Raw genomic sequence first — 19,734 nt, forward strand, 5'->3', positions numbered from 1 at the left:
CCCTTAACAAGGAAGTACACACGGCGAGCAACAGCAACAGCGTGGTCTGCAAAGCGCTCATAGTATCGACCAAGCAAGGTTAAATCGATGGCAGATTCAATCGTGATTCCAGCGCCACCGTTGGTGATTCCAATGATTACCTTCTTATGGAGCTCATCCATTTCGTCATCATCTTTTTCAACTTGCAACGCCATGTCGGTATCTCTAGTTGTGATAACTGTTGTAACCTTTGTCGAAAGCTTTTCTGCAACATGTCCCATTTCCGTAAATGCCAACACTAAGTCGGCTGGGATTGCGCTATTGGGGTGGCGAAGACGAGCAACCTTTGCAATGTGGTGTGCAAGGTCTCCCATGCGCTCAAGGTCTGCGCTCATGCGTAGCGCGGTAATCAATGCCCGAAGATCTGATGCAACTGGTTGTTGTCGTGCGATGATGTCAATGATGCGAGCATCTAGTTCATGTTGGTAATCATCGATTTTCACATCAGTTGCAATTACCTCTTCGGCAAGATTGAGATCGGCAGATAGCAAGGACTTAGTGGCCTTAACTATTGATTCTGAAACCATGTTGGTAAGGTCGACCAAGGATTGAGAGACGCCGTCTAACTCATCCTGAAACACTGATCTAATAAGGGGCATGGGTGCAACCTAAGGCACAATGATTAACATACGCAAACCATTGGGTTAACGGGCGGTTAACTTGGGTTTTAGCGCGATAGAGTTTCCATATGAGGTTAAAGCGCCAGGTTGTAGATGAGGCTTCAGACCCTCGCCTACTACCCGACATGCTTATAAAGACCCTCAATAACCTAGATGGAGAAGCTCTTGTTCTTGCCCCAGGAGAATTTCCTATATTTGAATCTCAGGGAATTGAACGTCTAGGAATTTTAAAGGATGGGCGCATTGATAGCCCAGAGTTACTGGCAACGATTCGAGTCGTGCGCAGGACAAATACAAAACACACAGGCCGCATAGATATTCCACGCGGACCGATCGGTGAAGGTATTCACGAGTTAACGGTGAACATCTTTCCTTTGACCGAAGGTGATCTTGTTATTGTTTTAATTTCAGATGAAAGCGAAGCTCAGCGTGTTCATGAAATTCGCCGTGACTTTGTTGCAAATATTTCCCATGAGTTAAAAACACCAATCGGCGCGCTTTCCCTTTTGAGTGAAGCGGTGTTGGGTGCAAAGGATGAACCAGAAGCAGTGACTATGTTTGCAACGCGCATGCAATCAGAATCAAAGCGCTTGACTGACTTAGTACAAGAAATTATTAACCTGTCTCGTATTCAAGATTCTGATCCACTTCAAGAAGCCGAGGAAGTAGAAGTTGGATATCTTGTAAAAGAGGCGATTGATCAAAGTCAGATTAATGCCGAAAATAGACACATCACCGTTAATTATCAGGAAGAAAAAGATCTATCGGTGTGGGGTGATCGCGATCAATTAACGATGGCAATCCAAAATCTCATTGATAACGCGGTCAATTACTCCCCCGACAACACAAAGGTTGCCGTGACAAGCAAGCTGGTAGATGGCATTGTTGAAATTTCTGTCACAGATCAAGGTATTGGTATACCTGAGGCTGATCTACTAAGAATCTTTGAACGTTTCTACAGAGTAGATCCTGCACGTTCTCGCCAAACAGGCGGCACAGGCTTAGGTCTTTCAATCGTCAAGCACGTTGCATCAAAGCATGGCGGCGATGTGAAGGTGTGGAGCGCGGAAAATATCGGAAGTACATTTACCTTACTTTTGCCTATTTATATCAAACAAGCGGAGGCCAACTAATGTCCAAGATTCTCATCGTAGAAGATGAAGCATCATTCTCAGAAGCACTAGCTTTTCTATTGGGCAAAGAAGGATTTGAGACTTTGGTGGCAGAAGATGGCCGCAAAGCACTTGAAATCTTTGCCAAAGAAGGTGCGGATTTGATCCTTCTCGATCTCATGATTCCTGAGGTCTCTGGTGTTGAGGTGTGCCGCACGATTCGCACAACTTCACAAGTTCCAATCATTATGTTGACAGCCAAAGATGCAGAAATCGATAAGGTTGTAGGACTTGAACTAGGCGCAGATGATTATGTCACTAAGCCTTATTCATCTCGCGAATTAATTGCCCGCATCAAGGCGGTATTGCGCCGCGGTATTACAGATGATGGTTCAATTCAAGATCAAGATTTAATGGAAGTTGGACCTGTAAAGCTCAACACCGGTAAGCACCAAGTATCAGTAAATGGAGCACCTGTGTCACTTCCTCTCAAAGAGTTTGAACTACTTGAGTTCTTAATGCGTAACTCAGGCCGTGTTCTCACCCGATCACAATTAATTGATCGCGTGTGGGGCGGGGATTACTACGGCGATACCAAGACTTTAGATGTTCACATCAAGCGTCTTCGTGCCAAGATTGAAGCAGATCCTGCTAATCCAGTTCTTATTCAGACGATCCGCGGACTTGGCTATAAATTAGAAAACATCTAATTTCCTTTTGATACGCGCTCTTTTGCAACCTGAACCGCAGGAGCCTCTGGCCCCAAAATAGCTAAGAAGAGATCCAGGCTAACCCGAGAAATCCTTAACCAGATCTTTGATCTCTTCTCCAGTCCCAAAAGTGTTAATTCATGTTGATCTAATGTTGCAATCGCCGCATTTGAAATAATTGTATAGAAAAACGCGCCAGCACCATTAAATGGAGGGTTCAGAATAAAACGAACTACTTCTGCTGTGCGAGCTACCGTTGCTAAGTCATTCTTGCGGAAATCATCCAGCGCAGCTTCTAGCTCTGCAACTGACAGTGGTGCATTAGTTAGCCCCAGTGGGATAGCACTCTTGCTCCATTGTGCAACGTATGTATCTGCGCCTTGATCAATGGGATAACCCAAAGCAAGATGTGCCTTCAAAAATGAGTCAGTAAATGCACAATGCACCCAGAGTAAGAAGCGAGGATCTTTTGCTTTGTAACTTTGCTCGTGACCCTGCTTATTTTTAAATTCACCTTTAACATGATCATGCATTGCATTGACTCGCGCTGCCTCACGGTCGATAACTTCGGTGGCTGCAAATGTTGTAACAGTTAACCAACGTGTTGTTCCTGCTAATCGACCTAATGGATCTGATTCATATCGGGAGTGCTCAGCAACTCCTGATAACGGTGCTGGGTGTGCGGCTTGTAATAAAAGAGCACGGACTCCACCCACTAGAGTTGCAATGCAACCATGTACTTGCCACACCGCACTACCAGGGCCAAATAACCCTGGGCCTGAACCAATTGCGATTGTGTTGACCCATTCTGGGCGACCATCTTTTGAGCCTGAAACAATCTCGCGAAACTTATCTGCCAATGGCTTAGTAAGGGGAAAGTTATGGAATGACAGCACTAGAGAATCGTAGAGTACGGACTTCACTCCGCCAATTTAAATTATATTTCGTTTTTGTTGAAGGGTGATGACTCTTTTACCAGATGATTTAAAGTTCCATTTGCTTCGTGTACAGCTTTTCTCCAAGCGAGTTCACGACCAAACCTCGTAAATTTAACTTTGGGCTTTCTTATGGGTTTTGCGTCGATTGACAGTCTCGCAAGTGAGCCACTTAAGAAGCGGTCATTGTCGTCGGGCTCACCGCTCTCTACGAGCCAGCCTTGAGCCAAGAAAATATCTATATCTACTCCCGAGTCTCTAGAGATCCAGATTGTTCCGAAACCTCTTCGAACGGCGACTGGGTAAGCATATTTTTCAACAACTGGGGTTAAGGCCAAAAATCGAATCCAAGAAGGGGTGCTCTTAAAATCTATCTCAGTGTAAAAATCTAATGAGGAATCATTCCAACCTACTAGTGACATGATCCCTCCCACTTCTTCTAGCACTTAAGAAATCTACGCACCCTAGTGATCGCTCGCCCGCCCGTTGCACTTGAATGCACCGACATAACAATGTACCCGATTGGAGGTTCTCCAGGCTTCCATTTACAAAGCATCGATACTGAAATTTTGACCTTCCCAAACCCCGACTTGGTCTTTGTAACTGACTCCGTGAAGATAAACCAACCCGGTCTAGTAAGGGTCGTCTTAACCTCCACCATTTGACCAGGACATACAGTTTCGGCAACTGCGTTAACTCTGCCTGGGGCATGAGTAGATTTATGGGGATAATCTGATCTACCTGAACAGTCATTAGGCAGATTGACTTGATTACCTGTAAAACTCCGATCAACCAAAGCGTTTAATTTGGGGATTTGTGCGTTGATCGGCATTGCCTGACTACCTATTCCGACTAAGCCCGTAACAGCGAAGATCACAACAAACTTGCTTTTTTTCAATATCCACTCCATCACCGAGATGATTCAGTAGTTTCACCTCAATTAGTTCACATCAGCAATATTTGTGGAAAACCAAAAAATTGGAATAGGGGTCCCCCCATGAGGTATTACTTATGCTGAAATAACACCTGTTGCCAAGAGAACAAGAAGTGCTGAACCTAGAACTATGCGATAGATGATAAATGGCATAAAACTCTTTGTTGAAACAAACTTTAGAAGCCAAGCGATAAGGATGTAGCCCACACCAAATGCTACAGCTGTAGCTACAAAGGTTTCTGGAATCGAAAACACATTGGGCGCAGCATCGGAGGAGAATGCATCCTTTAATTGATAAAACCCACTTCCAAAGACTGCAGGAAGGGCTAACAAAAAAGAATAGCGAAGGGCAGCCTCGCGTGAGTACCCCAAAAACCTACCCATCGCAATGGTTGCACCAGATCGTGAAACTCCCGGAACTAATGCCAATGCTTGGGCTGCACCATAAAGAACACCATGCTTAGTGCTTAGTTGTTCTAATGATCTTTCGCTCTTTCCATACTTATCTGCAATACCAAGGATCACACCAAAGATGATCATTACAGATGCAATAAGCCACAGTGAGCGAAGATCATTTGTAATGATGTCTCTGCCAAAATAACCAAGCACAACTATTGGCACGCTTCCAGTAATGATCAGCCAACCCATGCGTGCTTGGCCTTTTGCTTCACCACTTAACTCGGCGCGCTTAAAAACCTGACTAAACCAAGAAACAACGATCGCTTTGATGTCATTGCGAAAGAAGATAAGCACGGCAAGCTCTGTGCCAATTTGTGTGATTGCCGTAAAGCGTGCTCCGGGATCTTGAGCCTTGTTCATGAACTCACCCACGATACGAATGTGGGCACTAGATGAAATGGGTAGAAACTCTGTGAGGCCTTGAACGATGCCGAGAATTAATGCTTCAAGCACGCACAGCCTCCCGTCACCATTAGTAAGCCCCCATAGTAACTAGTTACTAGGAAGCTCTCCAGCAATACCAGGCAACAACACTTCGCATCCCAGCAAACTGGTCTCCTAAACCCTGCAAAACTTTAGGTTTAATGGGTTCAGAATTACCATGCAAGTTATCCCAACCTCTTCGTACCGCTAGATCATCAACCGGCCACACATCTATTCGTCCAAGGTGAAAGATCAAGAACATCTCAACCGTCCATCGGCCAATACCAAATAGCGGCACTAGTTCTTGAGTAATCTCTTCATCTGACATGTGTGCAAACCTTCTAAAGTTAATCTCCCCCGATAGCGCAGCAGAAGTCAGTTCGCTAATTGTGCGCACCTTTGCCCCCGTTAATCCAACAGATTGCAGCTGCTTAAGTGAGAGTGCGCCGACTCTTTCAGCGGTAATTGATCCAGAGCATTTATCTTCTAATCTTCCGGTTATCGTTCGGGCTGCAGCGGTACTTACTTGCTGCGCAATTACTGCCCGAATAAGTGATTGGTACTGAGAAATCTTTGGCTTAGTTAATCCGAATGTGCAGGGTTCAAGGTCTTTTATTGCTGGCAGAAAAGCTGGGTCAATTTTGGCGATTTTCCTCTCAATCGAGGGAAAATTAGATTCCGGACCAGTATTTTTCTTTTCAGCCATGCTCAGATTGTAAGCACTTTCCCTAATGCAGGATTTGAATTAGGGTTCTGGGGTGAATAAAAATGTTGATGCAGATTTTCTAGCCCTTCCACTAACCGCTGTTAGTGACGCCGCAATTAGCACAGCCAAAGATGCCGGAGCCTCACACGTTGATGTGCGGATCGAGCGCACGCGCACTGGATTGCTCTCATTGCGCGATGCCCGTCCAGAGACCCAAAGTGATGAATCAATCGCCGGAGTTGGCGTGCGAGTCATCGTTAACGGTGCGTGGGGCTTTGCTTCATCTCCTGAGATTTCTGTCGATGTTGCGAAGAAACTGGCTATGACAGCAGTTGCCATGGCCAAAACTTCAAAGCCATTATCAACAGAGTTAGTCTCACTTGTTACCGAACCGGTCTATGCCAACCAGACCTGGGTGTCAGAGTATGAAATTGATCCATTCACAGTCTCTGATTCTGAGAAGAAAGACCGCTTGGCAGATCTGAGTAATCGTTTACTCAAGAGTGCTGGTGTTAATCACACCTCTGCACAAACTATGTTTGTTAAAGAACAAAAACATTATGCCGATTCTTATGGCACTAGCACCACACAGCAACGTGTACGAATTCAAACTCAGATTGAAGCGACTTCAATTGGCGCTCACGGTTTTGAAGCCATGCGCACATTGGCCCAACCTGTAGGCTTTGGCTGGGAGTGGATGGGTAATAAGCACTGGGATTGGGATGCAGAAATTGCAGAACTACCATCATTGCTAGCGGAAAAAGTTGCAGCACCCTCTGTTGAACCAGGACGTTATGACGTATTAGTTCACCCATCTAATTTGTGGCTGACAATTCACGAATCAATTGGCCACGCAACTGAGTTGGATCGTGCCATCGGTTATGAAGCAAACTATGCCGGAACTTCCTTTGCCACACCAGATAAGTTAAATACTCTTCAATACGGTTCAAAATTGATGAATGTGACTGGAGATCGCAGTACTTCTCACGGTCTAAGCACCGTTGGTTTTGATGATGAAGGTGTTGCAGCTCAGCGCTGGGACATCATTAAAGATGGCCTTCTAGTTGGGTATCAACTTGATCGCCGAATTGCTGCTCGCGTTAATCGTGATCGAAGCAATGGATGCGCCTATGCCGACTCCCCCGCGCATGTTCCAATTCAGCGCATGCCCAATGTTTCTTTGCAGCCCAACCCAACTGGTCCAACCTATGACGAGATGGTTGCTTCAATGGAAGATGGAATCATCATTAAGGGTGACAAGTCTTGGTCTATTGATATGCAGCGCTATAACTTCCAATTCACAGGTCAACAGTTCCACCGTGTGAAAAACGGCAAGATCGTTGGTCAATTAAAAGATGTTGCCTATCAAGCAACTACAACTGACTTCTGGGGCTCGATGAAGGTTGTTGGCGGACCTTCTACCTATGTTCTAGGTGGCGCGTTTAATTGCGGTAAAGCTCAACCAGGTCAGGTTGCAGCGGTAAGTCATGGTTGCCCAGCGGCAATCTTTGACAAGGTAAATATTCTCAACACTGTTGCGGAGGCTGGAAAATGATTTCTGCTCAAGATCTGATTGAAAAGATAACATCTGCAGCCAACTGTGATGATTGCATTGTTGTAGTCAAGGATAAAACCCAAGCAAACCTTCGTTGGGCAGCAAGCACGCTAACAACTAACGGTGTTATTCAAGAGCGCAGCGTTACCGTTGTTGCCTTTGTGGCCGTAACTGGTGGCATGGCTTCGGGTGGTGTTACACGCACAGATGTTTCACTTGCTGATGTTCCAACTCTCCTTGAAGAAGCGATCGCTGCGGCAAAAGCTGCAGGTCCAGCTGATGACTACTCCCCTCTTGCAACAAATGTTGCAATTGGTAACTGGTCTGCAGAGCACGTCCCAACTGGTCCAGAAGTATTTTCAACATTTGCTCCAGCACTTGGCGACATGTTTTCCCGCTCTGTTGCTGACAAAATTGAACTCTTTGGCTACTCCGAACACACCCATGAAACAACCTGGGTTGGATCAAAGGGTGGCTTGCGTTTGCGTAAGGATTCACCAGTTGGTCGCGTAGAAATGACTGGAAAGTCTCACGATCGATCACGTTCCACATGGGCCGGGGTTGAAACTCGTGACTTTAAGGATGTCTCTGTTGCAGACATCGATGGACAAATTCGCCAACGTTTACAGTGGCAAGGCACCAAAGTAGATCTACCTGCAGGACGTTATGACACCATCTTGCCTTCAGGTTCTGTGGCAGATCTGTTCACCTACATGATGTGGGTTTCAACTGCCAGAGATGCTCATGAAGGTCAATCTGTATTTTCTAAAAAGGGTGGAGGAACTCGCATTGGTGAGAAGCTTTCAAATGTTTCCTTGCAATTCTTTAGTGATCCTGAATTCAAACAACTGCCTGCAGCTAACTTTGTTGCAACCGCAGTTAGTTCACCGTTCTCTTCAGTATTTGATAATGGTCAACCCATCAAGCGTGTTGATTGGCTCAAAGACGGTGTCCTGCAATCTCTGATTCAAACCCGAGCATCTGCAAAGCTAACTAACTTAGATTTCACACCACTGGGTGAAAACCTTGTGATGAGCGTCGATGGAGCAAGCGGAACACTTGAAGATCTAGTCAAGAAAGTTGATAACGGACTACTCCTAACTACCTTCTGGTATATCCGCATGGTTGATCCCAACTCACTACTTCTTACCGGCTTAACTCGTGACGGTGTTTATCACGTTAAGGGCGGCGAAGTTGTTGGTGCAACTAACAACTTCCGTTGGAATGACTCTCCAGTTTCAGCTCTTTCTCGCATCGTCCATGCTGGTGCAACTGAATGGACTCAGCCACGTGAATGGGCTGGCGACATGTCTAACATGGCTATTCCGCCACTTGTTATTAAAGACTTCAATATGTCGACGGTCAGCCCTGGAAGCTAAAGTCAACTAACAGGTCAGAGCTTCACACCATTTCATTCAGTGAACGAACTGCCAATTCACTGAGCAACGCAGTTCCTCGATACATCACGGAATCATCAAACATAGCTCGAGGTGAGTGATTGACTTCAGACTTTGTAGCGTCTTGATCAACAGATGCACCAAGGAACACGTAGGAACCAGGAACTGCCTCTAGAACTCGGGAATAATCCTCAGCTCCAGCAATAGCATGTGGCATGTCAACATAAGCATCATTGCCGAAGAGATCAGCGGCAACTTTGCCCACGAATTGGGCGTGTGAATCGTTATTTACTGTGACTGGATACTGTTCAACAACTGAAACGTCAGCTTTGAGTCCATAACCTTCAGCAATTGCTTTACACAACCGAACTGCCTCAACTTGAATACGAGTTCTATTTTCCCCAGAGAATGTTCGAATAGTTGCTTGGAACTCTGCAGTATCTGGAATTATGTTTGCTTTAGTGCCTGCGTGAAATTGGCCAACGGTAATTACGACCGGATCAAAGGAGTCAAAAGAGCGAGTAATCAATAACTGCAGCGCGCTCACCATTTCAGCAGCAACGGGAATTGGATCCTTAGCCGTGTGAGGTTGAGATCCATGTCCGCCCATACCGATCACAGTCACATGTAACTCATCACTAGAGGCCATCATGGTGCCAGGCTTGGTTGTAAATGTTCCTGCTGGGACTGAAGAGGACATAACGTGAAGGCCATAAGTTGCATCAGCTTTTCGTCCACTAGCTGTCAAGACACCCTCTTTAATCATGTGTCCAGCGCCATCAAAACCCTCTTCACCTGGTTGGAACATAAAGACCACATCACCGTTGAGCTGTGACTTGTTCTTAACTAACAACTTAGCCGCACCAATTAACATCGCAACATGCAAGTCATGACCACACGCGTGCATTGCGCCATCAATCTGACTCTTATATGCAAGATCAGCTAGTTCAGTTACAGGTAGTGCATCCATGTCCGCACGTAACAACACTGTCTTGTCAGACATGCTGCCTCGAAGCACCGCAGTTACTGAACTAAGTGATTTTCCAGTTGTTACCTCAAGACCCAAACCATCGAGTGCCGCCACAATCTTTGCTTGAGTCATAGGTAGGTCTAATCCAATTTCTGGCTCTTGATGAAGGCGTCGGCGAAAGGCGGCTAACTCATCTTGGATTTCATGCGCTTCACTGAGAAAATTACTCACTTTTGACCCTTCGTCGATTTAAATCTGAAGGTGATCATAACTAGCCTAATAACCCAATGTCTATGAATTTGTTGCTTCATGGCAATTCAAAGTTAATAGAAGAGTCGCCCCATGAGCAGGATCCTACGGTTTTAATGCAGCAGGGAATACCCGGCTGCCTGTACTGCACTCTCAATAGCATCTCCAGATATTTCTGACTCAGATGTAATTATTGCGCATGCTTTCTCAGCACTCACGACCACACTGATTACTCCTGGAATTGCCATGATCTCCGTATTCACTCGGCCTTCACAGTGACCACAGGTCATTCCTTTGATTGCAACTGTCTTTTCTGACACTTCTTACTCCCTTAATTTTCAGAACTTGGTGCGAATACTATTTACTAGTAACACACCTCTTAGGCACAAGAATTTGCCTAGATTAGGAAAGTTTCCTAAAACTCTTGCCTTCATTTTTTGATGTATAGATATCTGAGCCCACAGTGACCAGCATCAACTGATCACTAGCGCTCAGAATCCCTGGAGCGCCCTTAAACGTACTCTGCTTTGTCCAGGTTTTGCCAGAATTAGTTGACTTATAAAGTGAGTTACCACTTAATCCGTAGAGACCCGATGTACGCCATTCGATCTGAGTCATTGTAAGAGTACTTTTAATTTTAGTTGTTGATTTGAAGGCGTTCTCAGTAAAAAGCAGTTCAGTGTCTTGAATGGCTACAGCCATTCCTGACATCTCGGGTGAGACTGCAATATCTGTAAAGGTGTTTGCTCCTAATGTTTTCCACGTCACTCCAGAATCAGCTGAGTACATCAACTTTCCAGTTTGTGAATCCGCACCATAGAGATCACTCCCAGCACCTTCCAGATAATGGAAATCTACCTTTCCGCTGAGAGAGACAGATTTCCAGGTTAATCCGCCATTAAGGGATTTCATTACTCCGATTGGGTTTGGCATCTTGGAACCTACAGCAGGGTGCCCGCTTGCAACCAAGACATTTCCAAGGGATGTAAACCCCATGACATCAATTTTCTCTTTGCCAACTAGTTTCATATCATTCATTCCAACAAGTTCATAAAGACCCTCGTGAGTTAAAACATGCACTTTGTTTGCCACTACTTTTACATGATGTATGTGTGAGACTGAACCTAAACTCTCTGCGTTTGCATGGTTTATGGATCCCACAGACGCGGTAATCGCAAAAGTAAGAAGTAAGAACTTCGAAGTATCTTTCATTAACAGTTTCATCTCTTCCTCAATCTTGATCCTTTGTAAAACTTCTAGACTCGGCCCGCATATGGCATCATTCCGGAGACACTGTAGATATTTGAATACCTAAGACCTGTTGCAGTTGATCTGGCTTCCCACATCATCCCGTCACCAGCATAAATGCTGATGTGGTGAATAGTGCTTTGAGTTCCCTTGTAGGAATAGAAAATTAAGTCTCCTGGCTGCATCTCGGCAATTGGAATCTGCTTGGTGTAGGTGTAGAACAACCCTGAGTTGAGGCGATCCCAAATTGGCCATCCAAGTCCGGCGTATTTATAAGCGGCATAAACAAGCCCAGAACAATCAAATGAATTTGGCCCTTCACTACCCCAGACATATGGCTTTTTTGCGAGCACTTGCCGCTTTGCAAATTCAACGGCCTTAAGACGTTGGGCTTCTGATGTTCGGGAACTCTTCGCCCCAGTTGGCCCACCAGTTTTCCAAACTTTCGATTGTCCAGTTACCTTTGTTGCCTCATTTGCGCGTGTTTCTTCCAAGATCGCCAGTTGGCGTTTTTGCTCGAGAGTAATGCGCACCTTCTTGGCTGATGCAAGATCTCGCTGTAATTTGTCTTGAACAGCTTGAAGTTTATTAACCTCTTTTTGCTGTTCAGCCTGTGCATCATCAGCCTCTTTTTTTGCGGCTGCCACTCGAACAGTAACTTCTGCCTGCTTTTGCTTTGCTACTTCAGCAACTGCTTTAGCTCGCTGAGCAATTTCTTCAGCAGCCTTAAATCTCTTCAGAGATGTTTTATTTCCAACGCCTAAGTTTTCTAGGGTTGATAGATTATCGATTAACTCCTGTGGACCCGTGGAACTCAAAATAGGCTCTAGATCTGTTAAGCCACCGCCATTCATGTAGGCGTGGACTGCTAGCTTTCCTATTTCGCGATGAGTAGCAGAAACCTCGGCAACTGCTGATAAATAGATCTCATTCGCAAGATTTAATTCGCGTGTAGCAATCAACAAATCTGCTTTAGCTGCCACATATTTTTGCTGCGCTTGATTTGCAATAATACTTAATTGCTTTAGATTTCCCCTGGCGCGAGCTAATTTTTTTAAGGCTTCATCGGCAATTTTCTTCTTCGCTAATTCAGCTTTTTTCGCAGCCTCAATTTGTGCAAGTGTGGGTTTGTGTGATGTGGCATGACTTGGAGCCGCTTGGACCGAGATGGCCAAGAGGATAATCGTCGAGGCTGCAAGAGCTTTTATTGTAAATAACTTCATAACCTTCTAGCTCCCACAAACGGCTTTCTTCCAAACATTTTCGTTAACGGCACTACCTCGACTCTTTTGCCTGGTCTTGGAGCTTGAACCATTTTTCCGCCGCCCATATATATCGAGACATGGCTAATTGGTTTACCAAAGAAGAGTAAATCTCCTGGCTTCACATTGGAGTAAGCGATCGACTTTCCGTACTTTACTTGCACCCGTGAAGAGTGAGGTAGAGAGACACCGGCTTTTTGGAATGCTCGCATAGTCAATCCAGAACAATCCCACCGTGTTGGGCCGGCAGCTGCCCACACATAAATATCACCTATTTGCTGAAGAGCGTACTTAAGCGCAATTGATCCACGTGTGTTGTCACCTTTATAGGAGGCGGCATAGCCTTTTGAATCGCTTTGAATCTTATCTTCTCGAGCAGCCTCTTCTCTAAGGAGACGTTCTCGATCCGCCTTCGCAAGTGATTTAAGAAGCTTCTCGGCTTTAAGCAATGCTGTTTTTGCTTCCGTCACCTGGCGATTAAGTCGATTCTTTTCGGCAAGAAGTAATGAGGTTCGATCAGCCAGAACTAGCTGCGTGGCTTGGACTCTCTGTTTAGTTGCTGCAAATTCTCGTAACTGCTTTGAATATCCTCTACTCACACCATCTAATACAGACGCATCCGAAAGATATCGTGTTGGATCAGAGGAAAATAGCAATTCAAAAGTTCCACCAAACCCACTGCCTTGATACTCAGAAATCGCAATTTTTGCCAAGACTTTACTAAATACGCTCAACTCTTCTTGAATTAATGCCTCGCGCTGTTCCAGCGCCCCTGTCTCCTTTTGAAGTGATTTAATTCTTATAGTGGCCTCGTTTGCTGCTTCATATTTTTCAGCTGCCAAAGTTCGAAGACGATCAATATCACGCTGCACAGATGCCACCGTTGGCGCAGCCTGAGCCTGAAGTGGCTGCACCATAAAAGCGGCAACAAGGAGTAGAGAGAGTGCTCTCTTCATGTTATCGACCCTCTGACCTTATTTACTCTTAGCCAATAATTTCTTCATGAGGGTGATTTCATCTGACTGCCCTGCCCGGATATCCATTGCAATCTTTTTGGCTTCACTATTTTTTGTGCGGTCAAGCATTGAAACCATCTCTAGGGCACCTTCATGATGAGCAATCATCGCTTTAAGAAAAGCAGCATCGAATTTGCTACCTTTGAGTTTCTTAAGGGCAATCAAATCGTTTTTAGTGAGCATTCCGCCCATACCCATGTCGTGCCCCATTGTCATTGATGACTTTGTAGCTGTCAGCCAATACTTCAACTGACTAATCTCTTTTCCTTGCGCAGCGATAATTCCCTTAGCCAACTTCTTTACCTCTGGGCTAACACCATTTTTTAGGGCCATGTTGGACATTTCTATCGCTTGCTGATGGTGTGGCATCATGCCTTGGGCAAACATAATTTCATTCATGCCCAGATTTTTTAGAGTACTGGAATGTGAACTTGCGGCTGCAGACTGACTGAAGAATGGAAGCGAAATAGCGGCTAGCATAAAGACGATTTTCTTAAACATTTAGAGTTCTTTTCTCGAGTTGATGAAGAGCAGTTTCAATCGAAGAGTGATCAGATGCAGATGAATGCTTCTAGCCACAAAGTGCATATGAAGACTTTACCAGTTTCCACTTTTTAATGGACTATTTCATAAAAACACGCAATAAAAAGGTGATTTAAGACTCCTAACGGTTCTCAGCCAATGCCCATGCTTGCCCATACAAGAGCACAAAATAGCGTTAGGTCTTGGCAAAAGTTATAACGCTTAGAAAGGAAAAGAGAGTGGGGTTTTTCCCCCACTCCCTTTATGTAAAGAAGAGTCGCCCTATGAGCCAGATCTATTCATCTAGTCTCTCTGCAGCAAGATTATGTGCGAGCATCTGCGAAACGCTTGGAAGCAAGAAACTAGAAACTCCAGTTAACACAACAGATACAAGCGGCGCCCAGATTGCTAATTCAAATCCATCTCGCAACCCCGCTGGGGAAAAATTCATCCCAACGACATCAAAGAAGATGACGCTAATAACGGCAACACCGATAGCACCACCAACTTGCTGGAAAGTGTTTAGAACTCCTGATGCCGCACCGGCATTTTCAACATCTGTTTGAGCCAGAGAAAGATCATTAAGCGGTACCAAAATGAGAGTTAATCCGACGCCTGCAATCGCCATGGGAACAATTAAATCCGTTCCAACTAAGCCGTCGCCTTGATTCACAATAACCTGCTTGACTAAGAAATAGCCAATGAACTGCAAGACAGCACCAACAACAATGAGGAACTTCCCAATTTTTGGAGCTAAAGGAACAGCAATGCCGCTGCCAAAGAATGCACCAACGCTAAATGGAAGTGAGGCTAATCCGGCATCTAGAGCCGAGAAACCTAATCCAATCTGCAAGTACAAAGCGAAGATGAGGAAGAACGCACCGATTGATGACAGGGCTAAAAAGCTTGTTACAACTCCTGCTGAAAAGCCACGGTTTTTGAAAAGTGATGGTGGAATCAATGGCATCCCGCTACTTTTTTCTTCATGGTTTTGGAGCGCAACAAATGCTCCGATGAGCAATGGGCTTGCACCCAGCATGACCCAAATCCAAATTGGCCAGCCCTGTTCTCTACCCTGGATGAGAGGGAAGATGATTAGAAACAGAGCTGTGACGATCAAGCTAACTCCGAGAATGTCTAACTTGACCGGCTTTTTAGATTTTGAATTCGGCACAAAGGCAAAGGATGCGATCAAAAGTAAAACTCCAACAGGAACATTAATAATGAAAATACTGCGCCATCCCAAACCGAAAGCATCACCTGAAACAAGTAGTCCACCAACGAGTGGTCCAGCGACAGCAGCTAATCCAGAAATACCACCCACTAAACCAAACACTGCAGCGCGCTCTTTCGGCTTGAAGAGAACCTGAATAATCGAAAGAACCTGAGGAATCATTATTGCGCCAAAAGCTCCTTGAACTAGTCGTGAAATAACTAGCCCATCTGCAGTTTGTGCAAAGGCACAGGCAACTGAGGCTAGTGTGAAGCCAAAAACTCCCATGTTAAAAATTGTTTTTCGTCCATAGCGATCACCAAGGCGACCACCTGTTATCAACAAGACTGCAAAACTTAGAACATAACCAGAGACAATCCACACCAGCTGAGCGGAGGAAGCCTCAAGATCTTCTTGGATTGAAGGTAGTGCAACATTAACAATTGTTGTATCTAGCAGATCCATGAAGGATGCGACGAGAAGAACGACTACAGCTAGCCAGCGAAACTTCTTGATTTTCAACTCTTTATCCATGACTAGCAAGCCTCTTCCTTCAGTAATTAGATACAAAGTATGGCATATGGCAAAACAAGTAAAAGAAGAGTCGCCCTATAAGCCGGATCCTGTCCTCTTGCGAGGGATCACCATCCATCTAGATCTGTAATTGCTTACAGATTCAAGCAACCTACCCGTTGACTCGAGCGAGCAGCTCTCAAACGCCAACTGCGTGGTCTTGCTTCAGGCGGGGTTTACATAGCTAATTGCATTTCTGCAATTACTGGTGGTCTCTTACACCACCGTTTCACCCTTACCAACTTTCGTTGGCGGTTTACTTTCTGTTGCACTGTTCCCGCGGATTGCTCCGGGTGGGAGTTACCCACCGCCTTGCTCTGCGAAGTCCGGACTTTCCTCGGTGTCTTGCGACAACGCGGTGATCCGGGCGACTCTTCTGTGTAAAGGATACTTGCAATGTTGATGTTCTTGTAATCCCTTTAAAAATAGGCCACAGTTCACGGATGCAAACGGGCCGAAGCGTTGTTTATGCTAAAAATGGAGGAGCTGCAGCAAGCCAGCCATTGGCTGTAAGCGCAGCGATTTCAATCTTGAAGCAAGGCGGATCTTTCATTGATGCCGCTATTGCACTCAGCGCAGTCATCTGTGTTGTTGAACCGGGTGCTTCACACCTTGGTGGAGATGCATTTCTTGTTACCCACTATGCGGCAAGTAAAACGAATCTTGCTTTCAATGGAAGCGGTGAAGGTTCACACGCTGCAACACCTGATGCCTATAAAGATGGAATACCTCTGCATGGATATAAATCAGGAACTGTTCCTGGCTTAGTATCTACTTGGTTTGAGGCACATGAGCGTTATGGCAAGTTGCCTATGGCAACTCTGCTAGAACATGCAATTGATTACGCAGAAAACGGCTTTCCTGCAAATACAGGTTTTGTTAAAAGAATTGTGGGCCATTTAGCCTTAACACCAGATACCACGGTATTTAAAGATATGGGAATTGATCCAAGTGTGAAGATCGGTGATGTAGTTGTTCAAAAAAATCTTGCACAATCTCTGCGCGAGATTGCAGCAGGTGGTCGCGCCGCTTTTTATGAAGGACATATTGCTCAGCAATTGATTAAGGGCTCTGAGGGTTGGTTTAACGCCGAAGATCTAAAAGCACACACGACCCGTGTTCTTGATCCCTTATCTGTTAAGTATCGCGACCTCACTATTTATGGCCAGCCTCCCCCAACTCAAGGCATGATCTTGATGGAAGAGCTATTGCTGAATGAAAGATTTGATGTGGCATCACTTTCTGAGGCAGATCGCATTCACGTGGGCGTGGAATCAAAGAAGATTGGCTTTGCAGACCGCAACGCAATCTTGGGCGATCCAGAATTCATCACTGTAAATGTGAAGAAGATTTTGTCGAAAGAAAACATCGATGCGCGTTTGAGCCAAATATCTATGGATTCTGCAATGACTGACATCACACCGGTGTCAGAAGGCAGTGACACAACCTACTTTTTAGTCGCAGACAAAGATGGCAACGCTGTCTCATGGATTCAATCTGTGTTCCATGGCTTTGGCAGCTCGTGGATCATCCCTGAAACGGGAATTCTTTTGAACAATCGTTTAACTGGATTCTCTCTTGATCCTTCTTCTCCTAACCTCATTGCACCGGGTAAGCGTCCGGCACATACTCTTAATGCTTTTACTGCTGTTAACCCTGATGGCACTTTATATTTAGTGGGTGGAACGCCTGGTGCAAATATTCAGGTGCAAAGCAATCTGCAGTTAATTACAAACATCGTTGATTTAAAGATGAATGTTCAAGAGGCAACAGAGGCACCACGTTGGCAACACTTAAATGCACCTGGCCAAAGCTCTAATGAAGAAACAGGCACTGGTATTCTTGAGATTGAAAACCGTGTACCAACGGCAGTTCTTGATCAGTTACGCGAAAAGGGTCATGATGTAAGACCACTGGCTGCCTGGGGACATGGCTCGTCCGTGCAAATGATGCAGGTATTGCCTAATGGAACCCTTGCTTTTGGTTCAGACCCTCGTTGTGAAGGTCACGCTTCAGGTATTTAAAGCGCAGCAAATGCTTCTTCAAGAACGCTTAAGGCATCCTTTAGAAGTTCATCTGTAATAACAATTGGTGGCAAGAAGCGCACAACATTTGAGTATGTGCCAGCGGTAAGAACAAGAACTCCCTTGCTCTGGCAATACTTCACAACTGCGTTCATCGCTGCTGTGTTAGGTGTCTTTGTGCCTGGCTCAACTAATTCAATTGCTTGCATCGCACCGCGACCGCGAACTTCACCGATCACTGAATACTTAGCCTGTAATGCACGTAGTGAATCACTGAGAATCTTGCCAATGTGATTTGCACGCTCAACTAGCTTTTCAGCTTCCAAAGTTTCAAATACGCCAAGTGCTGCAGCACATGCCAGTGGATTACCACCGTATGTTCCGCCAAGGCCTGAAACGTGAACTGAGTCCATGATCTCTGCGCGGCCTGTAACACCTGCAAGTGGAAGTCCACCTGCAATGCCCTTGGCTGTAACAATCATGTCTGGCACAACGTTTTCGTTTTCAACGGCAAATAGATTGCCTGTGCGAGCAAAGCCAGTCTGTACCTCATCTGCGATAAAGATAATGCCGTTATCTGTTGAGTACTTAGACAGCGCTGGCAAGAAACCCTTTGGTGGAACGATAAATCCACCTTCACCCTGAATTGGTTCGATAAGAATTGCGGCAACGTTGTGTGCGCCGATTTCCTTATCAATCTTGTGAGTAATCATGTCAATTGCATCTTCAGTAATAGTTGCTTGATCGCCCACCCAGTGGAATGAGTAAGGCATTGGCACACGATATACCTCAGGTGCAAATGGGCCGAAGCCTTCCTTATATGGCATGTTCTTTGCAGTCATTGACATCGTTAAATTCGTGCGCCCGTGATAGCTATGTTCGAAAACAACAATTGCTTGGCGCTTTGTGTAGTGGCGCGCAATCTTTACAGCGTTCTCTACAGCCTCTGCACCTGAGTTAACAAGAAGTGACTTCTTCTTAAATGTGCCGGGTGTTAGCGCATTGAGCTTCTCGCATACTTCGATGTAACCCATATATGGAGCAACAGTGAAACAGGTATGTGTAAATGCTTGCACCTGATCGATCACACGATCAACAACGCGTGAAGCCGCGTTACCAACGTTAGTAACACCAATACCTGAACCAAGATCGATGATCTGGTTTCCGTCGATGTCCAAAAGGATTGCATCACTTGCTCGCTCAATGACTGCAGGGAAGGCAAGACCTAGTCCCCCAGATGTCGCCTCACTGCGGCGCTGTAGCGCCTCGAGAGATTTTGGTCCCGGAATAGCGGTAACCAACCGACGCTCTTGAGTCAATGCGGTAAGTGTTGTCATGGGTAAAGTCTAAGCCATCATTTCCTACTCGCCAGTCCATTGGTTAGGCTTAGAACATGAACTCGGAGTTAAGAAAGAGCGCACCACTACTAGATGCCTACTTGAGCTACTTCGAATCTGAGCGTACAGCATTCACAATTCCAGGTCACAAGCAAAAGGCTCATCGCTTGGATCAGGGCCTAGGTGCGGTAGTTGATACAGATACTCCGCTCTATGGGGGGTTAGATGAAATCAAACTTACTGAGGGAACATTAAAGAAGGCTGAAGAGTTAGCAGCATCGCTGTGGGGCGCAGAGTATGCGCGCTTTTCAACAGGCGGTTCAACCCATGCAAACCAAGCAATCATCTTGGCCCTTGGCAAACCAGGTGACAAGGTGGCAGTTACTCGCACCGCTCACAGATCAGTTCTTAGCGCTCTTGTTCTAACTGG

At 45.5% G+C, this 19,734-nt stretch carries 18 protein-coding genes, 1 other RNA gene and 1 pseudogene; 6 read left to right on the plus strand and 14 right to left on the minus strand.

Annotation, left to right across the window (positions count from 1 at the left end; translation table 11 throughout):
* Positions 1-629 (minus strand): phosphate signaling complex protein PhoU (gene phoU / locus AC9UEY_RS04645; protein ID WP_509538473.1); only part of this gene is annotated, 629 nt, incomplete at its 3' end.
* Between the two features lie 98 nt (positions 630-727).
* Between phoU and AC9UEY_RS04650 the strand changes: the two genes are divergently transcribed.
* Both AC9UEY_RS04650 and AC9UEY_RS04655 read left to right on the plus strand, forming a co-directional pair.
* Positions 728-1,792 (plus strand): sensor histidine kinase, encoded by a 1,065-nt coding sequence (locus tag AC9UEY_RS04650; protein ID WP_509538429.1) that lies wholly within the window; start codon positions 728-730, stop codon positions 1,790-1,792.
* On the plus strand, positions 1,792-2,481 hold the full coding sequence (locus AC9UEY_RS04655) for a winged helix-turn-helix domain-containing protein (RefSeq protein WP_509538432.1): 690 nt from the start codon (positions 1,792-1,794) through the stop codon (positions 2,479-2,481). The genes AC9UEY_RS04650 and AC9UEY_RS04655 overlap by 1 nt, the downstream gene beginning before the upstream one ends.
* Here the strand turns inward: AC9UEY_RS04655 and AC9UEY_RS04660 are convergent.
* The 4 genes from AC9UEY_RS04660 to AC9UEY_RS04675 all read right to left on the minus strand — a co-directional run bounded on the left by AC9UEY_RS04660 (position 2,478) and on the right by AC9UEY_RS04675 (position 5,938).
* Entirely contained in the window at positions 2,478-3,377 is a 900-nt protein-coding gene (locus AC9UEY_RS04660; protein ID WP_509538435.1) for an oxygenase MpaB family protein, read from the minus strand. The genes AC9UEY_RS04655 and AC9UEY_RS04660 overlap by 4 nt on opposite strands.
* Positions 3,378-3,418: 41 nt before the next feature.
* Positions 3,419-3,862, minus strand: a complete 444-nt coding sequence (locus AC9UEY_RS04665; protein WP_509538438.1) for a hypothetical protein — start codon at positions 3,860-3,862, stop codon at positions 3,419-3,421.
* Between the two features lie 563 nt (positions 3,863-4,425).
* Positions 4,426-5,268 carry an undecaprenyl-diphosphate phosphatase gene (locus AC9UEY_RS04670; protein WP_509538476.1) on the minus strand — a complete coding sequence of 281 codons (843 nt, stop codon included), beginning with the start codon at positions 5,266-5,268 and terminating at the stop codon, positions 4,426-4,428.
* A 40-nt stretch (positions 5,269-5,308) separates the two neighbouring features.
* The gene (locus tag AC9UEY_RS04675; protein ID WP_509538441.1) at positions 5,309-5,938 is read right to left on the minus strand and encodes a DNA-3-methyladenine glycosylase family protein; all 630 of its coding nucleotides are present in this window, start codon (positions 5,936-5,938) and stop codon (positions 5,309-5,311) included.
* Positions 5,939-5,990: 52 nt separating this feature from the next.
* Here AC9UEY_RS04675 and AC9UEY_RS04680 point away from each other — a divergent pair, with 52 nt between their 5' ends.
* Positions 5,991-7,493: a TldD/PmbA family protein gene (locus AC9UEY_RS04680; protein ID WP_509538444.1), complete on the plus strand. Its 1,503-nt coding sequence runs from the start codon at positions 5,991-5,993 to the stop codon at positions 7,491-7,493.
* Positions 7,490-8,872, plus strand: a complete 1,383-nt coding sequence (locus tag AC9UEY_RS04685; protein WP_509538447.1) for a metallopeptidase TldD-related protein — start codon at positions 7,490-7,492, stop codon at positions 8,870-8,872. Before AC9UEY_RS04680 ends, AC9UEY_RS04685 begins: the two co-directional genes overlap by 4 nt.
* A 22-nt stretch (positions 8,873-8,894) precedes the next feature.
* On the opposite strand, the gene AC9UEY_RS04690 is transcribed toward AC9UEY_RS04685, so the two are convergent.
* From AC9UEY_RS04690 to rnpB, 8 genes are all read right to left on the minus strand, one after another.
* Positions 8,895-10,091 (minus strand): M20 metallopeptidase family protein, encoded by a 1,197-nt coding sequence (locus AC9UEY_RS04690; protein ID WP_509538450.1) that lies wholly within the window; start codon positions 10,089-10,091, stop codon positions 8,895-8,897.
* Between the two features lie 131 nt (positions 10,092-10,222).
* Positions 10,223-10,429: a heavy-metal-associated domain-containing protein gene (locus AC9UEY_RS04695; protein WP_509538453.1), complete on the minus strand. Its 207-nt coding sequence runs from the start codon at positions 10,427-10,429 to the stop codon at positions 10,223-10,225.
* A gap of 82 nt (positions 10,430-10,511) precedes the next feature.
* Entirely contained in the window at positions 10,512-11,321 is an 810-nt protein-coding gene (locus AC9UEY_RS04700; RefSeq protein WP_509538456.1) for a WD40/YVTN/BNR-like repeat-containing protein, read from the minus strand.
* A 44-nt stretch (positions 11,322-11,365) separates the two neighbouring features.
* Complete coding sequence (locus AC9UEY_RS04705; RefSeq protein WP_509538458.1) at positions 11,366-12,580, minus strand: C40 family peptidase; 1,215 nt, start codon at positions 12,578-12,580, stop codon at positions 11,366-11,368.
* Entirely contained in the window at positions 12,577-13,575 is a 999-nt protein-coding gene (locus AC9UEY_RS04710; RefSeq protein ID WP_509538460.1) for a C40 family peptidase, read from the minus strand. The genes AC9UEY_RS04705 and AC9UEY_RS04710 overlap by 4 nt, the downstream gene beginning before the upstream one ends.
* A gap of 18 nt (positions 13,576-13,593) precedes the next feature.
* Positions 13,594-14,136, minus strand: coding sequence for a DUF305 domain-containing protein (locus tag AC9UEY_RS04715; RefSeq protein ID WP_509538463.1), 543 nt, complete (start codon positions 14,134-14,136; stop codon positions 13,594-13,596).
* Between the two features lie 316 nt (positions 14,137-14,452).
* Positions 14,453-15,904: an MFS transporter gene (locus tag AC9UEY_RS04720; RefSeq protein ID WP_509538466.1), complete on the minus strand. Its 1,452-nt coding sequence runs from the start codon at positions 15,902-15,904 to the stop codon at positions 14,453-14,455.
* A 62-nt stretch (positions 15,905-15,966) separates the two neighbouring features.
* Positions 15,967-16,318, minus strand: an RNA gene (gene rnpB, locus AC9UEY_RS04725) — RNase P RNA component class A.
* A 68-nt stretch (positions 16,319-16,386) separates the two neighbouring features.
* Here rnpB and AC9UEY_RS04730 point away from each other — a divergent pair.
* Positions 16,387-17,967: a gamma-glutamyltransferase family protein gene (locus AC9UEY_RS04730; RefSeq protein ID WP_509538468.1), complete on the plus strand. Its 1,581-nt coding sequence runs from the start codon at positions 16,387-16,389 to the stop codon at positions 17,965-17,967.
* On the opposite strand, the gene gabT is transcribed toward AC9UEY_RS04730, so the two are convergent.
* Complete coding sequence (gabT, locus tag AC9UEY_RS04735; RefSeq protein ID WP_509538471.1) at positions 17,964-19,304, minus strand: 4-aminobutyrate--2-oxoglutarate transaminase; 1,341 nt, start codon at positions 19,302-19,304, stop codon at positions 17,964-17,966. The genes AC9UEY_RS04730 and gabT overlap by 4 nt on opposite strands.
* A 56-nt stretch (positions 19,305-19,360) precedes the next feature.
* Between gabT and AC9UEY_RS04740 the strand changes: the two are divergent.
* Positions 19,361-19,734 (plus strand): annotated as a pseudogene (locus tag AC9UEY_RS04740) (aminotransferase class V-fold PLP-dependent enzyme); the annotation flags it as partial.

This window comes from Candidatus Planktophila sp. (genome assembly GCF_040402275.1).
GTDB lineage: Bacteria > Actinomycetota > Actinomycetes > Nanopelagicales > Nanopelagicaceae > Planktophila.

What these genes read in the sequence shown, in the direction of transcription:
- AC9UEY_RS04710 (WP_509538460.1), bottom strand. Translation starts at nt 13,575, where the DNA reads ATGAAGAGAGCACTCTCTCTACTCCTTGTTGCCGCTTTTATGGTGCAG.
- AC9UEY_RS04715 (WP_509538463.1), bottom strand. Translation starts at nt 14,136, where the DNA reads ATGTTTAAGAAAATCGTCTTTATGCTAGCCGCTATTTCGCTTCCATTC.
- AC9UEY_RS04675 (WP_509538441.1), bottom strand. Translation starts at nt 5,938, where the DNA reads ATGGCTGAAAAGAAAAATACTGGTCCGGAATCTAATTTTCCCTCGATT.
- AC9UEY_RS04655 (WP_509538432.1), top strand. Translation starts at nt 1,792, where the DNA reads ATGTCCAAGATTCTCATCGTAGAAGATGAAGCATCATTCTCAGAAGCA.
- AC9UEY_RS04705 (WP_509538458.1), bottom strand. Translation starts at nt 12,580, where the DNA reads ATGAAGTTATTTACAATAAAAGCTCTTGCAGCCTCGACGATTATCCTC.
- AC9UEY_RS04720 (WP_509538466.1), bottom strand. Translation starts at nt 15,904, where the DNA reads ATGGATAAAGAGTTGAAAATCAAGAAGTTTCGCTGGCTAGCTGTAGTC.
- AC9UEY_RS04650 (WP_509538429.1), top strand. Translation starts at nt 728, where the DNA reads ATGAGGTTAAAGCGCCAGGTTGTAGATGAGGCTTCAGACCCTCGCCTA.
- gabT (WP_509538471.1), bottom strand. Translation starts at nt 19,304, where the DNA reads ATGACAACACTTACCGCATTGACTCAAGAGCGTCGGTTGGTTACCGCT.
- AC9UEY_RS04685 (WP_509538447.1), top strand. Translation starts at nt 7,490, where the DNA reads ATGATTTCTGCTCAAGATCTGATTGAAAAGATAACATCTGCAGCCAAC.
- AC9UEY_RS04730 (WP_509538468.1), top strand. Translation starts at nt 16,387, where the DNA reads ATGCAAACGGGCCGAAGCGTTGTTTATGCTAAAAATGGAGGAGCTGCA.
- AC9UEY_RS04700 (WP_509538456.1), bottom strand. Translation starts at nt 11,321, where the DNA reads ATGAAAGATACTTCGAAGTTCTTACTTCTTACTTTTGCGATTACCGCG.